Raw genomic sequence first — 18,650 nt, 5'->3', positions numbered from 1 at the left:
CTGTTCCGCCAACCCTGACCGGGACCGGTTCACAGCATGGTCTCCCCGCCCTTGCCGCCCAGGATGATTTCGCCACTGTCCGCGAGGCGGCGCGCCACGGCGAGAATCTCCTTCTGCGCGCCCTCGACGTCGCTCACGCGCACGGGGCCCTTGGATTCGAGATCCTCGCGCAGCATCTCGGCGGCACGCTTGGACATGTTCTTGAAGATCTTCTCTTTGAGTTCCTCTTCCGCGCCCTTTAACGCCAGAACCAGCGACTCGGTCGAAATCTCGCGCATCAGCGTCTGAATCCCCCGATCATCGACATCGACCAGACTGCCGAAGACGAACATCAACTCCTGAATCCGCGTGGCCAGATCCTCGTCAACCTGCGAGACGCTCTCCATCACCACGGATTCCTTGGAAGAATCCATGAAATTCAGGATACTGGCCGCCGCTTTGATCCCGCCGATCATGGATGACTTGGCGGTATTCTTGCCCGAAAGCTGGCGTTCGAGAATTTCGTCGAGTTCCTGCAGGGCCGCCGGCAGCACGCCATCGAGCGTGGCGATGCGCAAAATCAGATCGGACTGCACCCGCTCCGGCAGATAGGACAGCGTTTCGGCCGATTGATCCGGATCCAGATGCGAGAGCACGATCGCGACGATTTGCGGATGCTCGTTGCGGATCATTTCGGCGATCGCCCGAGGGTCGAGCCACTTCAGCGCCTCCAGCCCCTTGGAATTGCGCCCCTGCAGGATACGATCGATCAGACCCGACGCCTTGTCCTCGCCCAGGGCCGAGCGCAGCACATTGCGGACATAATCGTCGGCCCCGATGCCGAGCGAGGTCTCGTCATGGATGACGCTCAAAAATTCCTGCAACACATAATCGATGTCGCTGCGCGCCACGCGCTCCAGGGTGGCCATCGCCGTGCCGATCCTCTGGACCTCCTTGGGCCCCATGTGCCGGAGGAGTTCGGCCGCCGATTCCTCGCCCAGGCTCATCATGAAAATGGCCGTGCGCTCGGCGCCGGAAAATTTCGAGGGATCAGCTGCCATCTTCCACCAACCATAACTTCATGACTTGCACGACCCGCTTGGGATCCTCACGGACCATCTCGCGGATGGCTTCCAGATCGAGTTGCTGCTGGGTGGTCCCCTTGGGCCCCGTCAGCGAGGGGTGCGCCGAGCCTTGATGACTCAAGGCGACCAGTTCATCGTCGGACTGCGATTCGTCGGTCAAGGCAGGGAGTTCCTCGCCATCGGCACCCAGTGCCAGCGACTCGGGCTCGGGCTCGGGCTCGGGCGGCTTGGGCATGAGCTGTTGCAGGCCCGGCTTGACGACAGTCAGCAGGACCAGCAGGGCCAGGATGAGTCCGCCAACGACCTTGACCAGTTCAAGAAACCAGGTCTCGGACCAGAAAGGAATGGCGTCTTCCTCAGCCGTATCCGGGACGAAAGAGACCGAACTCACGTTAATCGAATCGCCGCGTTTCTCATCGAAACCGACCGCTCCGCGCACCAGTGCGCGGATACTCTCAAGCTCGGCGTCCGAGCGCGGGACACGCACGACCTCGCCGGCATCGTTGGTTTCGTCCCGATAATCGACGACCACCGCGGCGGACAGCCGACGAATACCGCCAGGCGTTTCCTGGATGTGGGAGATGGTTCGATCCACTTCATAATTGCGCGTCGTCTGCTGGCTGCGACTGCTGGGCAGTTGGGGATTCGCCGCCGCGCCAGCCGCCGGCCCGCCGACCGCGCCGCCCGCTGGCGGTTGGTTGGTCAAGGCGCCGGGAATGCCGCCGATGACCGGATCGACACCAATTTTTTCTTCTTCGTTACTCTGCTCCGAACGCACCGCCGTGCGGTCCGGATCGAAGGCTTCCTCGGTCCGCTCGACCCGCGAAAAATCCAGGTCGGCCGCGACCTGTACCCGCACCCGATCGCGCCCGACGATCGGGATCAGCAGCGACTGCACGCGCTCCACGAAACCCGTTTCGACACGATTCGTATAATCCAGATGATCGAGCGACAGATTCGCCGACTTTTTGTCGTCATCGACGGTGAGCAGCCGCCCGGTCTGGTCGACCACGGTCACGCGCTCCGGCAACAGCTCCGGCACGCTCGCCGACACCAGATGCACGATGGCCCCAACCTGGGCCTCGGTCAAGGAGCGATTCCCGCGCAGATGAACGACCACCGAGGCGCTCGGCGGGGTCCGCTCGCGCACGAACACCGAACGTTCAGCCTGGGCGATATGGACCCGCGCCCGCTCGACCGGCTCCAGGGCGGCCACGGAGCGGCCCAGTTCGCCCTCCAGCGCGCGTTGGAAGCGGGCGCCCTCGATCAAGCGGCTGCTCCCGAAACCGGCATTGTCCTGCAACAGCTCGAAGCCGATATCGCTCTCTTTCGGAAATCCCTGGCCAGCCAGCAGCAAGCGGGTCTCCGCGATCCGCTGCTGAGGAATCTCGATGCGTCCGGAGGCGCTGTCGACCTTGTAGGGCACGCCCATCGAGGTCAGCGCCTGCATCATCTCGGCGGCCTCGGCGCCATCGACCTGCGCGAACAGGGGGGCGTAGGTGGGCCGCAGCGCCCAGTACAGAATCGCGACCACGGCGACGAGACCGCCGGCGATCATCCCGATCAGGGCGATCTGACGCCCGGCCGGCATCTCGTTGAACGACTGAAGACTCGTCGAAAGCGCGGCGGTCAGTGAGGACGCCATGGCTAAATCGCTCCGTTACCCGCTCGTCCGTCAGGCTCAGACCTGCATGCTCATGACTTCCTGATAGGCCGACAGCAAGCGATTGCGGACCTGATTGGTCGCCTCGAAGGCGATGCTCGAACGGTTCATCGCCAGCATCACCTGCGGCAGACTGGTATTCGCGTCACCCAGTTCAAAGTTGGTTTGCATCTTGGTGGATTCCTGTTGCACCTCGTTGACGGAACGCACCGCCTCCTTCAGCTTGGAGGCGAAGTCCTGCCCCTCGGATCCGCGCGCGGGCTGTACCGCCTCGACTGGTCTGGCGCCCTCGATCCGTCCCGACTGGGAGAGCGCGCGCATCTGCTGCAACACACTCTGGATCTGCATTTCGCTCATGTCCAATCAACTCCGGCTTGGCCCGACGGGATTCAGGTCATGACGCCCACCGACCCAGGACCGATTCAACCGGAGGGAAGCGAGGCATGCGACTGTTGCCAAATCAAAGCAAATTCCGCGCCTGCCAAGACGACGGGGGGCTGGCGAAGGTTATCGCCGCAGCCGTTGCGCGGCGGCCATTCGCTGCATCGGCGGTTCATGCAAGGTCATGATGACGGACAAACGTGCGGCGTTCGGACCGCTTGCGCATGCGCGGACAGGCCGCGTCGATCGGCAAACGTCAGAACATTGACGCTTCGTCGGGCGACTCCCGTTCGAGCCCGAATTTACGCATGCGCTCAACCAGCGTCGTGCGCCGCATACCCAAACGTCTGGCCGCGCGAGCGACGACCTGATCGCTTTGCTCCAGCGCGACGAGGATCATGCCGCGCTCCAGCGCGTTGAGATATTCGCGTAACTCCATGCCGTCCGGCGGGAGCGGCGGGGGAGCGGCGGCGGGCATCGCCAACCCCTGATCCCGCGTCTCCAAGAACGGCAGCGACTCCACATGAGGCGGTCGAAACCGGGCTGGCAGTTGGGGCAGATCGACCAGCAGACCTGGATACATGATCGAAAGTTGCTCCAAGAGATTCGCCAACTCCCGGATATTTCCTGGCCACGTCTGCCGTTCCAGATGGGCCAGCACGGCGGGGGTCAGATGCGCCGGCTCCCCTCCCTGCTCTCGGAGACGCGCTTCGAGCGTCGCGATCAACAGTGGAATATCGCTTTGCCGCTCCCGCAGGGAGGGCAGTTCGATCGGAAAGACATTGAGACGGAAAAACAGATCCTGCCGAAAGGATCCGCCCGCGACGGCCTCCTCAAGATTCCGGTGCGTGGCCGAAACGATGCGGGCATTGGTCTGTAGCGGCTTGTTCGAGCCGACCCGCTCGAAAGTGCGCTCCTGCAGCACGCGCAGCAGCTTGACCTGCATCGGCAACGGCATGTCGCCGATCTCGTCGAGAAAGAGCACGCCATCCTCGGCCAACTCGAAACGCCCGGCGCGGGCCGTGAACGCGCCAGTGAACGCGCCCTTTTCATGACCGAACAGCTCGCTTTCCAACAGATCGGCCGGAATGGCGCCACAGTTGACGGCTACGAAAGGCTTGCCCCGGCGACTCGATGCGTGGTGGATGGCGCGCGCGACCACCTCCTTGCCGGAACCGGTCTCGCCAAGGATGAGCACGGTCGCATCGCTCTTCGCGACCTGACCGATCAGACGCTTGACCGCGAGCATGGCCGGATGGCGACCGACGAGATCGATCTCGGACGAGCAATCGGACGGGGTTTCGGTGTCGTTCCGCAACCATTGCAAAATCTGAATCACGCTGCCCGGCGACAACGGAGTCTGCACGACCAGGGCCCGCCGCGAAAGTTCGCCGGCGAGTCCATCCGTCGGCTGGCACACCACGGGCGTCCCCGAGAGGGGCTGCGTGTCGAGTATGCGGGTCAGATTCGCGGAGGAGTCGCAAAGCCAGAGCGCGGCCAACGCGTCATGCCGCGCCGTCGTCGGACTGCCCAGGTCAACGACCTCGCAACCCAGAAACTCCAGGATGCAACGGGTTGCGATGCGCGCCGTTTCTTGACCGAACAGACCGATTCTCATCACCGATGCGGATTCCCCTGGTCCGGGAGCGTGGGCGCCGTCCTTACAGTCAATGTTCAAAACCGTGCTGCGAGGCGTGCATGGAGGAATTCGAGAGGAATAACGACGTCTCCTCGCGCGCGGCGCCAGACTGAAAGCGTCGCCGCGCGACCTCGCGGCGATGCATGCGAAAGACCCAACGTCTCAAGACCTCTTTGAACCCGTCATCCGGGGAGCGCCAGGTCGCGCCGCATTCGTCGCCGCGGCACTGAACCCTGCTCAGTTCCAGGACGAGAGGCTGCGCCAGCCAATGACAGGGGAAGACTTCGATGCGTTCGCAGTCGGACGTAAGCACGGTCGCGGGCAGCACCAGCCCATCGCCGCTGAGACCGACCCGCGAACGCCTCGGGATTTTATCCGCCAGCAGCGTGGTGACAAGATCCATGAGCAAATCGATCTTCAATTCCAGACGAGCCAATTCCGGCGTGACAGGATCCTCCTTGGCATGGCCTTGCGGTTCGGCCTCAAGGACGGCGATCGCCTCCAGCAGGCGCGACGCCGCGTCGCTGGTCGTCGGCATCCGGTCGCTCGGCGCGACAGGCAGTTCCAGAGTCACCGCGAGCCCTTCGCCCAACACGTCCCGCCAGTCCTCCATCGCCATGAGTCACCTGATTCCAGACCGAGATAGCCACTGCCATGATGCTAACCGCTTCAGGATCGCCGGGAAAGCCGTTCGTACATTGACCGCCCTTGCTTGCTAAAATCGGCGCATCGGCATCCGTGTCATTGTTTCCTAAATCAGCCTGCATCGACTAAGAGAAAACCATGCTATCGAGTATCGGCAATTATTTCGAACGGCTTGTCATGGAACGCATCCATGGCGTACTGGGCGAAAACGGCAGCGAGTTCGACACCACCTACATTGAGGATCTTGCCTGCGTGGCGCTGAATTATCTGCCGCCACGTTACGTGAGGCATGCCGTCGACCTGGCGTCCCATCTCAGCGACTCGGATCATCGAAACATGCGGGAAGAGGTCTCGGACGCCGTCAACTTCGCGATCGCGACCACGCAGCGTCGCCAAGGAGCCCGGGATGAGAACCTGGAGTGACGGCTGAACGCCGCTCCGTCAAGCGGTTTCCAGACACTCCAGACACTGACTCGCCTGGCCGGCAAGACGTTGAAACGAAGCGTAACCGCGCGCATCCAGACGGCAGCTCGCACTGCGGCGATCCGCGTAAAGTAACCCGATCGGCCGCCCCCTGACCCACATCGACATGACAAAAAAGCGCGTGTCGCCGATCAGTTCGACGATTGCCTCCGGGATCCGCGGCAGAAGATCGGCTTGATTTTCCTCGTTCAGCCAGATGGCGGACGGCGCGTCCAGCAACTCGCCAAAAAGCCCACCGGCATCGAGCGAAAGACTGAAGCGATTGAAGGTCGGCTCGAAATCCGTACCGACCAGAAACTCCGCCGACAAGGTCCGCCGGCGGGGACAATAGGCCGCGAACACCGCACGATTCAGGCCCAGACCGCGATGCAGGCCACGTAGCAGGGTCGCGAACACCGCCGCGCGATCAGGCAGCGAGCAATCGCCGAGCGCCGCCAGACAGGCCAGATAATCGTCCGCTCTCGGCGCCAGACAAAAAGACGGCGTCGCGGGCGCGTTCGCCGCCGCCGACCGCCAGCCATCGCGCTCCAGGGTCAACAATGCCAGTGAACCGATGCCATAGCGGACGGCCGTCGGATTGAAGGCACCCAACACATGATTGATGCGTCGGATCAAGGACGGCGGATCGAGATCGAGCAACTCGGCCACCAGACGCAAGTCACGCATGCGCATCGGATGACGCCAGGCGGAGAAGGCATCGCGGGCAATCTGAGTCGCCAGCATCACGCATAGCGTCCTTGCATGTTGCGCATTGCGGGCCCGCATCGCCTCCCGAACCATCTCGGGCAATCTCCACCGCAGTGCCAGGGCATGGCCCAACGCTTCCAGGCTCTCCCCCAGCGCGACATACTCGGCCTCATGGGGAAACTCATGGTTTACCTCCACCAATTGCAGATAGCGGTTGATCCGGGCGTCCCCATGCGCGAGCAGGAAGAGTTCGCCCAGGTTATTCAACAGGGCCGCCAGACTGACCTCGGACGGAAACCGGTCGCGATCCAGCTCGGCCCAGTCCAGCGCCAACAGCGCCGCCAGGACCGCTCTGCCCGCGCTCCGGCGATAGGACGCGAGCCGCGCGGGATCCAGAACCTCTTCAGCCACGTGGGACTCGGACTGCATGCGCAGGATCTTCTCGACACCCAGCATGTGCGCCGCATCTTCCAGCGTTGCCACGTCGGCGCTGAAATGCCGGTGCGGAACCGCATTGGCCCGCTGCAGTACGCGCAGGGCCATGGCCGGATCGCGCATGAGCGCCAGGGACAGCTCGCGTAGCGGCGCCAGTTCGCTCGCCAACAGATGCGTCAATTCCTGACGTGTCCGGGCCAGCACCGGGAGTTCCTCCGGCGAGGCATCGGCGGTCACCCTTGTCAACCAGCCTGAACGCACAGTCGCGCCTCCCCGATGAGCCGGACATCCCCGAACCATGATCGAGGTTCAAGCAGAGGATGCCCCAAATCGCTATTATTGGACGTCAACCGCCCGCGTCACAAGCGGGCCGCCTTCGCGAAACGCCCTTGAGAATCCGCCAGCGTGAATCTGATCCTTGGCTCCGTCATTGTCTTTGCCTCCATTCTCGGCGGATTCGCCGCGCAGGGCGGGCACATCGTCGCACTCTGGCAGCCCTTCGAACTTGTCATCATCCTGGGCGCTGCGCTGGGCGGTTTCATCATCGCCAATCCCATGCGCGTCGTTCTCAAGTCGCTAAAGTCCATACCCTCGCTGTTCACGGGCTCCCGTTACCAAAAGGCCGAATATCTGGATGCGCTCGGTTTTATGTACGAACTCTTCACCAAGGTCCGTAAGGAAGGTCTCATGGGGATCGAGGCGGACATCGAGGAACCGGCCAGCAGTCCGCTCTTTCAAAAATACCCGCAAATCCTGAAGGACCATCATGCGGTGGAATTCATCTCCGATTACATGCGGCTCGTGGTCAGCGGCAACATGAACCCCTTCGAGCTCGACAACCTCATGGACATCGAGTTGAGCACCCATCATCACGAGGCAGAGGAAACCGCGCACGCCGTGCAGCGCGTCGGCGACGGCTTGCCCGCCTTCGGCATCGTGGCCGCCGTCCTCGGCATCGTGCATACCATGGCCGCCCTGGGCGGCCCCATGGACGAACTTGGCACCCTGGTCGCGGCGGCCCTGGTCGGAACCCTCAGCGGCATCCTGATCGCCTACGGTTTCGTCAGCCCCATCTCCACCATGCTGGAACGGTACGCCGCCGACGAGACCCGCTTCCTGTCCTGCCTCAAGGCCTGCATCCTCGCCAGCGTACAGGGATACAGCCCGCAGGTGGCGGTGGAGTTCGGCCGCAAAACCATGACCTCCGACGTCCGGCCCAGCTTCGGCGAGCTGGAACAACATCTGCGCGGCAGCCGCTAAACCCTGTTCATACCGCAAGCGCCCGCCCTAGCGGACGCGGCTTCGCCGGAGATATCCCGCATGCCGATCGACACCAACAAACAACCCATCGTCGTCAGGAAGGTCTTCAAGTCGGGAGGCCATCACGGCGGTGCCTGGAAGATCGCCTTTGCCGATTTCGCCACCGCGATGATGGCGTTTTTCATGCTGCTCTGGATCCTGGGCGCCACCACCAAGGAACAGAAAGCGGCAATCTCGCAATATTTCCAGAATCCCTCGGCGTTCGAGGGCGTCAGCACCGCGCCCTCCCAGGCGCTGGGCGAAGGGACCGGCTCCAAGCCATCCATCATCGACTTCGAGGGCGCCATCGATATGGCTCCGGAAGCGTCGCGGCCCACCGCGGAACAGATCGACGAATTGGCCCAAACGCAGGATCAGGCCCGCCTGGAATCGCTGCGGAAGGTACTGGAAGACGCCCTGAAGCAGAGCGCAACGCTAGCCCCGTACAAGGAGCAGCTTCTGATCGACATCGTGTCCGAAGGACTGCGCATTCAGATCGTCGACGAAGAAAACCGCCCCATGTTCGACTCGGGCGATACTCAGCTCAAGCATTACACCAGCGCCATCCTGCGGGAGTTGGGAACCATGATCAATCAGGTGCCGAATCGGATCAGTCTGACCGGACACACGGATGCGCGCCCACTGGCACGTGCCGGTTTCAGCAATTGGGAGTTATCCACCGAACGCGCCAATGCCGCCCGACGCGCGCTGGTGGCGGGAGGGATGCGGGAAGACAAGATCGGCCGCGTGGTCGGCTTCGCGGACACCGTGCCCTTCGATAAGGCCGACATCAATAATCCGATCAATCGTCGCATCAGCATCATCGTCATGAATCAGAAAACCGACGCGGCGATCCACGAAGAGACCACGACCGCGAACCAGCTTCTCGATCAGAATTGATAAACCGCGCCCAAAGTCACGCGAGCACAGGGCTCTGCTCGTCGAAATATTGACGCAAGCGCCCATGACCGCGCTTGACGACCTCCTCAATCACGTCATTCGCCTTTCTCAAGCCTCTGTTTATTAGAAGATAACGCTCTCTGGCCCGGATCATGCTTGGTCGACTGTCAAGCGCGCCCATCGACAAGTGGGCGCAGTCCGAGACACATGAGCGGAAGGTCTATCATGTTTGAATCGATCGCCCTCGGCCTGGTCGCCGCCATGGAACGCATGGATTCCATGACCGTCACCGGTCTCTTCGTCGTCGCCATGATCCTGCTGTTCGTGGGCGCCTTGCTCATGCTCGCGCGCGGGCGCGCCATCGCCTTTTACGAAAGCACGCCGACCCTGCTCACCACCCTGGGCATTCTGGGCACCTTTCTCGGGATTGCGATCGGCCTGCTGGAGTTCGACGCCACGCGCGTCGAATCCAGCATCCCGCTCCTGCTCGACGGACTCAAGATCGCCTTCACCACCAGTATCGTCGGCATCCTGCTCTCGACCTGTCTACGCCTGGCCCTGGTGCTGCGCCGGGGCCGCCCGCTCGCGGCGGACGACGCCGGAGAGGACGCGACCCTGCCCGCCGATGCCTCGGACCTGAGCACGCTGTTTTTGCGTCAGTCGCAACTGGCGGAGGCGCAACTGGCCACGACCCGGCAACTGGCCGACCAGGTGGCTCATCTGGACGAACGCCTGATTCAGACCCTGGAGATCCAGCACGCGCAGCATCTCGACGCCCTGCGCTCCTTCGCCGAACAGTTGAGCGAGATGGGATCGCGCCAACTGATCGCCGCGCTCGAATCGGTCATCCGTGATTTCAACCGCAATCTGGGCGAACAGTTCGGCGAGAATTTCCGCCGACTGGATCACTCGGTGGAACAACTCCTGCTGTGGCAGGATCAGTATCGGGAGCACATGGACGCGCTCGGCCAGCAACTCGACCTCGCCATTCAGGGGGTCGCCAGTTCGCAATCGAGCCTGCAGGCGCTGACCCAGCAGGCGCGTCAAATCTCCACGCACATCGAGGATCAGGAAGCGACCATGATCAGTCTGCGCCGCGAAGGCATGGAACTGGAGTCGCTGCTCGGCAGCATCGCGGAACTGCGCGACAAGGCTAGGGAAGCCTTCCCCGCCATCGATCAGCGTCTGAAGGTCATGCTGGAGACGATTGAAAACGCAGTGCTCGCGGCCATCGGCACCCAGCAACGTCTGGGCAATCTCGGCGCCGAGGATGGACACTTCACGAGCCACCGTCAAGAATTCGCCGCGAGGGCGCACGCATGAACGCACTTCTGAACCGTCCGCCGGTCCACGCCGTCGCGCGCGAGGAGGACGCCCATTGGCTGGTGGTCTCCGATTTGATGGCCACCCTGATGATGATCTTCCTATTTTTGGCCGTGCTGCACATGGCGCAGGTCGAACGCACGCACGCCATCGAAACCGAGGTCCGGGTCACCGCGGTCGAATCGCGTCAGGCGATTTACCAGGCGCTCGACGAGGAGTTCCGGGAGGATCTGGTGCGTTGGAACGCCGAGTTCGACCGGCCCACGCTGACCCTGCGCTTTCGCGAGCCGGACGTGCTGTTCGATCGCAACTCGGCGCGCATCAAACCCGAATTCGACGCGATCCTGCGAGACTTCCTGCCGCGCTATGTCGCCCAATTGCGCCCCTTCCGCGAGGTTATCCGCGAGATCCGCGTCGAAGGGCATACCTCCAGCGAATGGAGCCCCAACGCCAGTCCGCTCGAGGCCTATTTCGCCAACATGGACCTGAGCCAGCAGCGGACTCAGGCAGTGCTGCGTTTCGCCTATGGCCTGGACAGCCTGCAACCGGAATCCTGGTTTCGTGAGCGGATCGCGGCGGTGGGGCTCTCCTCCTCGCGCCCGGTGCGCGATGCGAACGGGCGGGAAGATCCGAGGGCGTCACGACGGGTCGAGTTCAGTGTGCTGACCGATTTCGAGGCCCGTTTGCTGGAGCCGATCACGCTGGAGGGGACGCCAGCGGACAGAAAGGGAACGGACCGTGCGTCACCCACCCCGGACGGATCGAGTTGACGAGCCAGCCGCGGGACGGGATTTAGGCTTCATCGTTCAAGCGGGATTCCGCAGGGCTTCCACATCCAGTACCTGAAACTGCGCTTTCTCCAGCAGTTCCAGAACGGTGTCGGGGCGAATGCTGATCAACGGCCAGATACCGGAATCCACCGGGGGGGCATCGCGCCAGTCCCGGGAGTCGAGTTCGGCGAGATGCGCGGCGGTATTGGCCAGATGCACCAGAATGACCGGCAGCCGGAAGGCTTCGGGCGCCGTCAATGGGTCGTGATGAAACCGCAGACAGGCGCACAGGATATCGGGCAATCCCCAGTGCTCGGCCAGTGCGCCCCCAAGCTGGGCGTGATCGAAACCCAGTTCGGCGCGCTCGGCGTCCTGTGGCGTGAAGGCTTCCGGTTCGCCCAGACTGCGCAGAAAGGCCCGGTGTGCCGCCTCCGGTTCCTGGGAGAAAAGAATCAACTGTCCCAGATCGTGCAGCAATCCACCCAGAAAGACGGTTCCCGCCAGGGCGGGCGACTCCAGGTCGGCCAGCAGTCGCGCGATGACCGCGCAATAGGCCGAATGATGCCAAAATACCTCCAGCGGCAGCAGCGTCTGTGCCGGCAACCGATCCGACGCCTGCGTCACGGCACCCGCGATCACCAGTCGACGGAGATGATCGCGACCCAGGAGCATGACCGCGCGCTCCACGGAATCCACGGTACGAGCGGGCGCAAAGGCAGGGCTGTTAGCCAGGCGCAGCACGATCACGACCAGCGCCGGATCCTGAGCCAACACGTTGGCGATCACCGACTGGCGACTGTTGGGATCGTCCAGCAACTTGAGAACGTCGCCGACCACCTTCGGGATGGCCAGCAGCCGGCCGGTCCGTTTGACAAGGGCTTCGATGGTCATTGATGGCACGCGTGAATGCTCCGGAAAACCTGACGGGGTCGAGACTAAACCGCGTCCAGAATGATAGTCGTTGTGGCGAGTCACCGGTATCACATGGCGAACATCGATTTCAGGGACTCCAGCGTTTTTTCGGTGCCCGCCAGTTGGGCGATCGGTTCTCCAGGCGGCGGGGCCGGCAGGCCCAGGGTCGCGAACGCCGGAACGTCCGCGGCATCCGGATGCGGCCGGCCTGCGCTTTGCAGAAAGGCCCAGCGCGCCACGGTGGTCACGCTCGCGTAATCGGGCGCGTCGGCGCGATACTCCCAGGTGCCGGACTGCTCCGCGACCGCCACCAGATCCTCGCCCAGCCCCCAGTAGTTGATCACCAGCACGCCGGTAATACTGCGCAGCTTGGCAATCAGCGACTCGATGCGAGCCAGCTGCGGATGGCGATCCCGCATCTCGATGAACTGGATGATCGGCACCGCGCCGATCCCCGCCACCAGTCCCGCCAGCAGCGCCCGCTCTCGATTAAGGATCTTGAGCGTATCGGACAGGAGGTAGCTGTAGGCCGAGCAGAGCACGCCATCGGTCCAGACCGCCATCATGGCCTCTCGGGTGACCTCGTTCCGGGCCTTGAAGGCCTGTCGCAAGGCCAGGTTAGTCGTCAGCATCCGGGTATTGCGAAAACCCAGGCGCATTACGGCATCGCGCACCGACTGGATCTCTTTCGCGCCGCGAAACAGCGGACTGTTGGTCGCGTGGAGCAGCGCGCCGGCGATGGTACCATCGCGCTGAATGACCTCGGTGAGTTCCGTCGCCCCGGCATCCGGATCATTGGTGAGTTCCTGAATTTTCAGGGCCACCTCGGGCCTTGCCGGAAGCTCCAGCCGGTTGCTCGTAATGAGTTCATAGAGTTCCGCGAGAAACTCGCCCTCGGCGGGGTCGAGTTCGATGTCGCTGACTTCGAGGCTGGAGTTGAGCGCGGAGTCCAGGGCCGAGACCGGAATCCTGAGCACGATGCAGGGCGTCTCCGTGATGACGAAATCCCCTGCCCCGCTGGCATCGCCGAAGAGATCGATCGGGTCGCTGAGCCCCTGATAGCTCTCCAGGCGTTCGCCAGCGCCATTCGTCAGACGCACCGCATGGCCATCGACAAGAAACAGACGATTGCCTTCGATATCGGTCAGACGAATCCGCTTTTTCGGGGCGAGTTCGCCAACGCTGCACTGCTTGGACAATTCCTCTCGGGCGGTTTCCGAAAGATCCCGAATCAGGTCGATTTCCGTCAGTAGCGACAGAACCTCTGATGTCTGCTGCATCGCTGGATTCCTGGATGGACAAATCTGGTGTCATCCCTAGTCTAGCAGCATCGGCGCGCAAACCGATGCCTTGTCGTCAATTGCATCCAGGCGGAAACCCCTGCACTGTCAGGCGAGCGCGCGGTATCCCAACAACACGTCGGACGCCTCGCCGGTGCTCCCGTCGGCACGCTGGAACTGGCCGACCTGGGCCACGCTGTCGTAGAGGTTCAGCGCCTTGCGGGTATTCTGGTAGCCCAATTCGATCGCCGTGACCTCGGCTGCTTCCAGAGTTTTGAGCGTCTGGGCGCCATCGCTCCCGATCTGGAACAGACGCAGCTGCGAAAACACCTCGTCGCCAGCGTCGATGACGCCATCGGCATTGCCGTCATAGCGGGCCAGTTCGGCAAAGCCATGGGCCGCGCCGCCCTGATCGCCGAACAACTCCAGGCCGTTGTCGATTTGACCGTTGCCATTGCGATCCAGGGCCAGGAACCAGCTATCGCCCGTCACGAAACTCACCTGCTCCACCTGACCGTCGCCGGTCAGATCGAACTGGACGCCGGCCTCGACGCCGGTGGTGGCGATCCCCCGACCGGACAGATCCAGCACCAGCGGATCGCCCATCTGCACGGCAGCGGTCTCGCTTGAGCGCAGGTCCATCTGGAACGTCTGTCGCCGAGCGCTCTGGAACTGGAGCGTAAGGCTGGAGTCGAGACTGCTCGTGTCGAGTTCGAAGCGGGTGCTCGACGCCTGGCTCCAGGAGACCTGCAACTCAAGGTTTGCCGTCGCGATGGAGCCGTCGCCCATCCGCGCCTCCAGCACCGCCGAACGCCCGCCAGCGAAAGCAGCCCCGGCGTGCGGATCGACTCTGGCCGCAGAAGCGCCGTCCGAGGCTCGGCGCGACTCATCCCCCGCATCCAGGGCGAAGGATTTACGCAGGATCTGGTAGTCAAGATCCTGCTCCAGACGCGCTTTAATCTGGGCGGCCAGATCGCCGGATCCAGCCTGCACGCTGGGCGGCGCGGACAGCGCGACAGGCGGGCGAACATTGGCCCGAGCGATCTCCTGGTTCGGGCTGGAAACCGACCGTGGCGCAGCGGATAGGGGTAACTTGACGACGGATGGAAGTAACATCATCACACCTCGCAACGAACAGGGATGTCCGCGGGTTACAAAAACGCGTCGTCGGAAAATTGGACCGCAACCCCGGCGGGCGCATGACGCACGACCGTTGCATCGACCATGGGCGGGGTTTCGCCTTCGCCCAGCGTTCCAACCACCCGGACCTGAACCTGCGTTCCCAGCGGTGGACGGTCGGGGACATCCAGAATCAGCAAGACCCCGCCAACGCTCAGATCCTCGGTCTGGACCACCCGCATCGGTTGACCGGAGCGATGCAGCTCAACCTCGACTTCCATGGGAAGACGCCGATGTCGACGTTTGTCGGAGTCCATGTTCGTCCTCTGCCAACAGGGAATTCCCGTGTCCACGGGAAACATCATGGCCAGACCGCCTGCCATGCCGATCAACCATCCAGACCGGGACGCGCGAGATCCGCCAGGCACCAGAAGGCGTCGCCACGCAGATAGCCCGGCTCCACGGCCGCCACCAGCGCCGAGGGACGTCCATCCCAATCGCGCTCGGCAACCCAATGGGCAGGCATGGAGTCCAGAATATGAACCCGAGCGATGCGACCGTCAGTCAATTGGCACAACCGCACCTCACCGCTCGACCGATGTCGGAAAGCCGGCAGAAAACCCACGACCAACTCCGGAGAAAGACGCCATTTCGGACCTTGCACGGTCGCGCCGGATGAGGAGAAAGAAACGCCACTGTCAAGCATCATCGGTTGTTCCTCCATTCGTGATCAACTTCCGTAACGGCCCGGAGACGGGAAACTAAAGTGCTCCAGGAAGCGCGGCCACGCCTGAGTACGACACCATGCCCGGCGGCGTCCAACGACTGGATGTCCGGGATTGTGCTTCATTCGTCGGTCATCGACAGCGAATTCGTCTAAACTCTGAACCAAAGTCTGATTTCCGCGCCTGTCCTGCCGCCAACCGGATGCAGAGGACGCGGATTTCCTTCTCTGACGGAACGGCGATCCAGCCGCCCGCATCGACCAGCCGAAGAGGCCATACGATGGACGTTTCTTCAACCACAGGCATCCCCAGCGCAGCCAACGCGATGCTCGCCAACCAAACGGCCAACGCCAGCGCCGTCTCCGTGCTCAAGCAATCGCTCGACATGCAGGCCGAAACGGTCGCCGCCCTACTGCCGACCGAGCCGGCAACGGCGCCTGGGCAGGGATTGCCCGAACACATCGGACGCAACATTAACATCACGGCCTGAAGATCGCGATTCGAGGCCAGTCGACGGTTGCAGCAAGGCGATCAGGGCGCGAGCAAGCGCCCTACATGAGGTTTTGCCTGATCCGATTTCGGGATTTCGGGATTGTCTCAAGCAAACTGACTGAGAATTGCTGTCGGCGGGTCGGCGAAAAAACCTGCGATCCTCTGTTCGAGACGTTCACGGGCACCCGAACCGTCCGGCTGCCCGGTTTGATCTCGGCCGACCTGACTCCTGTCAACCTGGGTGCCAGCGTTCGCCTCCTCGCTGTTCGATGTTTCCTCGCCGGTTCCCGGCCGCTCGACCGACTGCTCGCGTTGCAGCTGCATCAGTTCGTGCAGTTCGTGTAGCGCGTTGGTTTCCATGGTCGTCGCCGAGGCCGCAACCCGCAGATCCTGCGAGGAAGGCTCGGCCGGAGCAAGGGCTGCGCGGCGCACCGCGCGCGCTTTTTCGAGGGTGGCCGCGGGATCTCCCGACACGCTTGAGGTGTCGATTCCCACCTCGCCGCCGATGGCATAACGCTGTCCATCGGGGCCGGTCTGATAATCGTAGCTGGCGGAACTGGTCACATAGCGACCGCCCGCGGCGACATGCGCCTGCTCATGAGCGCGGACTTCCGTATCCCGTTGTTTCAGGAGTTGCAGTTCCTCCAGCTCGTCCGTCGTGAGCTCCGGCGCGGAGTCGATCGCTTCCGGACGCTGACGCGAATCCTCCTTCGCGGTGGACACCTCGCTGGCAGCGAGCTCATCGTCCTTGAGATCGGCAGTGCGCTCGGCCGCCACCGTTGGCGTCGGGCCAGCCGGACGCGGCATGCCGAAAGGAATCGAATTGATGGCGGAGTGGATCTCCATGAGCCAAGCCTCGCGTTGCCCCACTCCAAGTGTAGCCCGTCAACCGTTTTCAGACTGCCAATGCGTCCGCGATGGCGACACAAAACATCTGAGAGTCAACGCCGCCAACGCCGTCAACGCTGCGAATCCAGCACGGAACCGATGGTCCGAATCCAGGGGCCATTCGCGCGCACACCGGCGGGTAACTCGGGCAAGGCATTTTCCGCCTCGGCCCGATTCGGATAACTGCCGGCTAGCGCGATCGCAAAGGAGCGCGTCTGGATGAAATGAATGCCTTCCAGATCATGCGGAGCGATAAACGCCTGCGCGACCGCCAGACTGCGGGCCGCAACCAATTGGATGGTGAAACGGCCGCGATCCTGGCGCTGGAGCCACTCCTGATCGGCTTCGGGATCGGACGACCGCGACGCCGGCAACGGCGCCGGTTGGAACAGCGGGGTCGGCTCAGGCTCGGAGGCGGGCGTCCGATCCGGCGGTCGCTGAAGGTCCGGACGCGCGTCGACCGGCGGCGTCGCCGGAACCGGGTTCGGCGTCACAACCTCTCCCGCGGCGGACTCGGCCACGGGCGCATTGACGGCCGCCACCGGCGCCATCGTCGGGGCGTCAGCCGCAGGAGCCCTCAGCCGGGCCTGATCCGCATCGACGGCGGAGCCGGAAACCGCTTCGGGAACCCGCCCGACCGCCTCCACGGAACCTGTTTGCTCCAGCGTCTCGATGGGGAGCCTGAGCGAGGAATCCTCGAGTTGCAAGACGACGGGAACCAGAATCGACACGACCACGATGCCGAGGATGGCGGGGAGAAACCAGCGCTGGCTCCAGTACGGCACCGCGGCCTTCACCCCCGAAGCACCCGGTTCGCGTTCCTCGGTCGTCTGGCGCTCCTGCGTCGGTGGGGAGTTGGCAAGCCGCGTATGGTTGCGAATCTGCCGGAGCACCTGTTCGAAGTCGGAGGTCTCCTCCCGCGTATCTTCATGAACGAGAAACCTGGACAGTTCCGGATCCATTGGCGTCAAGAACTCGTCTTCTCCATACAGATCCAGGATTCCCTCTGGATTCATCGAGGCCGGCTCGGACTGGCCTGGGCGCGCGTCGTTCGCAGCCCGCGCGACGCCCGGCTCGACACGGGCCGCAGCGACGCCGGACGGGCTGGCCAGATGACCGATCTTGCCGGCGATCGCCTGTTTAAAGCCATTGACGCTACGGCAGCGGCGGGCCAGCCAGGCATTCGCATTGGCGTTCAGGCGCGCGGGGAGGCCTTTGCTGCTGGTTTGCAGAACCGCGATATCGCCGGAGGTCAGAAAGCTCTCCGGATCCTCGATGCCCGCCACCCGCAACCGATGACGCAGATAGGCACCAGCCTGTTCGAGATTGAGCGGACGCAAATTCAGACGCACGACCTGATTCTCGTCCGCCGGATCGCCCAGCGGCAGACGCCCGCGATTGAGGGAGGGGTCGCCGACCAGAATCAGACGCAGACCCCGTCCATTCAGTTCGAGAATCTCGGAGCGTATCCGCAGCAACCGCTCGACGATCTCCATCCCAATCAGATGCGCATCGTCAATGGCCAGCACCAGCGCCACCCCGGCGCGACTGCGTTCCGCCAGCAAGTCCTTCACCGAGCGGGCGGGATGATCCACACCGATGGCGCGCAGATGACCGCGGATGGTGGCGTCGACCGCCGCGAAGGGGATGCCGGCGCGTCCCCGGAAGGCAATGAATTCAAAGTTATCCCCCAGAGCGCCGAGCAGTCGCATGAGTTGAATACTGCGTCCTGAACCGTTCGCCCCCGCCAACGTGACGATGGCCCCTGGCGCGATCAAGGCCCTGGCCGCCGCTTCGATCAGACTCTCCAGCAGCGGATCGCTATAGAGAAACTCCTCGCTGGGAACCGCATCGAATGGCGGCTGACGCAGCTTGAGTCGAGCCAGGCAATCAGGAGGGAAAGGCATAATTTCGGTTTTAGATTCAATCATCTCGGACGAATTGG

General features: G+C 63.1%; 19 protein-coding genes. 6 read left to right on the top strand and 13 right to left on the bottom strand.

The window, feature by feature from the left end; all coding sequences use genetic code 11:
- Positions 1-29: 29 nt before the first annotated feature.
- The 5 genes from fliG to THIVI_RS01710 all read right to left on the bottom strand — a co-directional run bounded on the left by fliG (position 30) and on the right by THIVI_RS01710 (position 5,366).
- Positions 30-1,040: a flagellar motor switch protein FliG gene (fliG, locus tag THIVI_RS01730; protein ID WP_014776932.1), complete on the bottom strand. Its 1,011-nt coding sequence runs from the start codon at positions 1,038-1,040 to the stop codon at positions 30-32.
- Positions 1,030-2,709: a flagellar basal-body MS-ring/collar protein FliF gene (gene fliF, locus THIVI_RS01725; RefSeq protein WP_014776931.1), complete on the bottom strand. Its 1,680-nt coding sequence runs from the start codon at positions 2,707-2,709 to the stop codon at positions 1,030-1,032. The genes fliG and fliF overlap by 11 nt, the downstream gene beginning before the upstream one ends.
- 36 nt (positions 2,710-2,745) lie before the next feature.
- Positions 2,746-3,084, bottom strand: coding sequence for a flagellar hook-basal body complex protein FliE (gene fliE, locus THIVI_RS01720; protein WP_014776930.1), 339 nt, complete (start codon positions 3,082-3,084; stop codon positions 2,746-2,748).
- A gap of 280 nt (positions 3,085-3,364) precedes the next feature.
- Positions 3,365-4,726, bottom strand: coding sequence for a sigma-54 interaction domain-containing protein (locus THIVI_RS01715; protein ID WP_014776929.1), 1,362 nt, complete (start codon positions 4,724-4,726; stop codon positions 3,365-3,367).
- Between the two features lie 49 nt (positions 4,727-4,775).
- The gene (locus THIVI_RS01710; RefSeq protein ID WP_014776928.1) at positions 4,776-5,366 is read right to left on the bottom strand and encodes a PilZ domain-containing protein; all 591 of its coding nucleotides are present in this window, start codon (positions 5,364-5,366) and stop codon (positions 4,776-4,778) included.
- Between the two features lie 164 nt (positions 5,367-5,530).
- Between THIVI_RS01710 and THIVI_RS01705 the strand changes: the two genes are divergently transcribed.
- Positions 5,531-5,815, top strand: coding sequence for a late competence development ComFB family protein (locus THIVI_RS01705; protein ID WP_014776927.1), 285 nt, complete (start codon positions 5,531-5,533; stop codon positions 5,813-5,815).
- 18 nt (positions 5,816-5,833) lie between these two features.
- On the opposite strand, the gene THIVI_RS01700 is transcribed toward THIVI_RS01705, so the two are convergent.
- On the bottom strand, positions 5,834-7,234 hold the full coding sequence (locus THIVI_RS01700; protein WP_245537349.1) for an HDOD domain-containing protein: 1,401 nt from the start codon (positions 7,232-7,234) through the stop codon (positions 5,834-5,836).
- Positions 7,235-7,402: 168 nt separating this feature from the next.
- Between THIVI_RS01700 and motA the strand changes: the two genes are divergently transcribed.
- The 4 genes from motA (at position 7,403) to THIVI_RS01680 (ending at position 11,289) form a co-directional block, all read left to right on the top strand.
- Complete coding sequence (gene motA / locus THIVI_RS01695) at positions 7,403-8,257, top strand: flagellar motor stator protein MotA (protein WP_014776925.1); 855 nt, start codon at positions 7,403-7,405, stop codon at positions 8,255-8,257.
- Between the two features lie 60 nt (positions 8,258-8,317).
- Positions 8,318-9,196, top strand: coding sequence for a flagellar motor protein MotB (gene motB / locus THIVI_RS01690; RefSeq protein WP_014776924.1), 879 nt, complete (start codon positions 8,318-8,320; stop codon positions 9,194-9,196).
- Between the two features lie 225 nt (positions 9,197-9,421).
- The gene (locus THIVI_RS01685; protein ID WP_014776923.1) at positions 9,422-10,519 is read left to right on the top strand and encodes a hypothetical protein; all 1,098 of its coding nucleotides are present in this window, start codon (positions 9,422-9,424) and stop codon (positions 10,517-10,519) included.
- Positions 10,516-11,289 (top strand): OmpA/MotB family protein, encoded by a 774-nt coding sequence (locus THIVI_RS01680; RefSeq protein WP_014776922.1) that lies wholly within the window; start codon positions 10,516-10,518, stop codon positions 11,287-11,289. The genes THIVI_RS01685 and THIVI_RS01680 overlap by 4 nt, the downstream gene beginning before the upstream one ends.
- Before the next feature lie 36 nt (positions 11,290-11,325).
- Here THIVI_RS01680 and THIVI_RS01675 read toward each other — a convergent pair whose 3' ends face one another.
- The 5 genes from THIVI_RS01675 to THIVI_RS01655 all read right to left on the bottom strand — a co-directional run bounded on the left by THIVI_RS01675 (position 11,326) and on the right by THIVI_RS01655 (position 15,306).
- Positions 11,326-12,180, bottom strand: a complete 855-nt coding sequence (locus tag THIVI_RS01675) for an HDOD domain-containing protein (protein ID WP_041446767.1) — start codon at positions 12,178-12,180, stop codon at positions 11,326-11,328.
- 89 nt (positions 12,181-12,269) lie between these two features.
- A complete protein-coding gene (locus tag THIVI_RS01670) occupies positions 12,270-13,481 on the bottom strand; it encodes an HDOD domain-containing protein (protein WP_014776920.1) in 1,212 nt (403 codons plus the stop codon).
- A 108-nt stretch (positions 13,482-13,589) separates the two neighbouring features.
- Positions 13,590-14,600 (bottom strand): hypothetical protein, encoded by a 1,011-nt coding sequence (locus THIVI_RS22435; RefSeq protein WP_169315557.1) that lies wholly within the window; start codon positions 14,598-14,600, stop codon positions 13,590-13,592.
- A gap of 32 nt (positions 14,601-14,632) precedes the next feature.
- A complete protein-coding gene (locus tag THIVI_RS01660) occupies positions 14,633-14,917 on the bottom strand; it encodes a PilZ domain-containing protein (RefSeq protein ID WP_014776918.1) in 285 nt (94 codons plus the stop codon).
- Positions 14,918-14,988: 71 nt separating this feature from the next.
- Positions 14,989-15,306 (bottom strand): hypothetical protein, encoded by a 318-nt coding sequence (locus tag THIVI_RS01655; RefSeq protein ID WP_041447208.1) that lies wholly within the window; start codon positions 15,304-15,306, stop codon positions 14,989-14,991.
- A 299-nt stretch (positions 15,307-15,605) separates the two neighbouring features.
- Between THIVI_RS01655 and THIVI_RS24380 the strand changes: the two genes are divergently transcribed.
- Positions 15,606-15,815, top strand: a complete 210-nt coding sequence (locus tag THIVI_RS24380; RefSeq protein ID WP_014776916.1) for a YjfB family protein — start codon at positions 15,606-15,608, stop codon at positions 15,813-15,815.
- 107 nt (positions 15,816-15,922) lie between these two features.
- Here the strand turns inward: THIVI_RS24380 and THIVI_RS01650 are convergent, their stop codons facing one another.
- Complete coding sequence (locus THIVI_RS01650) at positions 15,923-16,663, bottom strand: putative metalloprotease CJM1_0395 family protein (RefSeq protein ID WP_014776915.1); 741 nt, start codon at positions 16,661-16,663, stop codon at positions 15,923-15,925.
- A gap of 113 nt (positions 16,664-16,776) precedes the next feature.
- Entirely contained in the window at positions 16,777-18,612 is a 1,836-nt protein-coding gene (locus tag THIVI_RS01645) for an AAA family ATPase (RefSeq protein WP_041446766.1), read from the bottom strand.
- Between the last annotated feature and the right edge of the window lie 38 nt (positions 18,613-18,650).

Origin of the sequence: Thiocystis violascens DSM 198 (genome assembly GCF_000227745.2) — a bacterium.
GTDB classification, from domain to species: domain Bacteria; phylum Pseudomonadota; class Gammaproteobacteria; order Chromatiales; family Chromatiaceae; genus Chromatium; species Chromatium violascens.
The sequence above is the reverse complement of the archived record's forward strand: the minus strand, read 5'-3'. Positions and strand labels throughout refer to the sequence as shown.

Coding starts and splice junctions, on each gene's coding strand:
- fliE (WP_014776930.1), bottom strand. CDS start 3,084: ATGAGCGAAATGCAGATCCAGAGTGTGTTGCAGCAGATGCGCGCGCTC.
- THIVI_RS01660 (WP_014776918.1), bottom strand. CDS start 14,917: ATGGACTCCGACAAACGTCGACATCGGCGTCTTCCCATGGAAGTCGAG.
- THIVI_RS01670 (WP_014776920.1), bottom strand. CDS start 13,481: ATGCAGCAGACATCAGAGGTTCTGTCGCTACTGACGGAAATCGACCTG.
- motB (WP_014776924.1), top strand. CDS start 8,318: ATGCCGATCGACACCAACAAACAACCCATCGTCGTCAGGAAGGTCTTC.
- THIVI_RS01675 (WP_041446767.1), bottom strand. CDS start 12,180: ATGACCATCGAAGCCCTTGTCAAACGGACCGGCCGGCTGCTGGCCATC.
- THIVI_RS01645 (WP_041446766.1), bottom strand. CDS start 18,612: ATGCCTTTCCCTCCTGATTGCCTGGCTCGACTCAAGCTGCGTCAGCCG.
- THIVI_RS01680 (WP_014776922.1), top strand. CDS start 10,516: ATGAACGCACTTCTGAACCGTCCGCCGGTCCACGCCGTCGCGCGCGAG.
- THIVI_RS01655 (WP_041447208.1), bottom strand. CDS start 15,306: ATGCTTGACAGTGGCGTTTCTTTCTCCTCATCCGGCGCGACCGTGCAA.
- THIVI_RS01705 (WP_014776927.1), top strand. CDS start 5,531: ATGCTATCGAGTATCGGCAATTATTTCGAACGGCTTGTCATGGAACGC.
- THIVI_RS01715 (WP_014776929.1), bottom strand. CDS start 4,726: ATGAGAATCGGTCTGTTCGGTCAAGAAACGGCGCGCATCGCAACCCGT.
- THIVI_RS01685 (WP_014776923.1), top strand. CDS start 9,422: ATGTTTGAATCGATCGCCCTCGGCCTGGTCGCCGCCATGGAACGCATG.
- THIVI_RS22435 (WP_169315557.1), bottom strand. CDS start 14,600: ATGATGTTACTTCCATCCGTCGTCAAGTTACCCCTATCCGCTGCGCCA.
- THIVI_RS24380 (WP_014776916.1), top strand. CDS start 15,606: ATGGACGTTTCTTCAACCACAGGCATCCCCAGCGCAGCCAACGCGATG.
- fliF (WP_014776931.1), bottom strand. CDS start 2,709: ATGGCGTCCTCACTGACCGCCGCGCTTTCGACGAGTCTTCAGTCGTTC.
- fliG (WP_014776932.1), bottom strand. CDS start 1,040: ATGGCAGCTGATCCCTCGAAATTTTCCGGCGCCGAGCGCACGGCCATT.
- THIVI_RS01710 (WP_014776928.1), bottom strand. CDS start 5,366: ATGGCGATGGAGGACTGGCGGGACGTGTTGGGCGAAGGGCTCGCGGTG.
- THIVI_RS01650 (WP_014776915.1), bottom strand. CDS start 16,663: ATGGAGATCCACTCCGCCATCAATTCGATTCCTTTCGGCATGCCGCGT.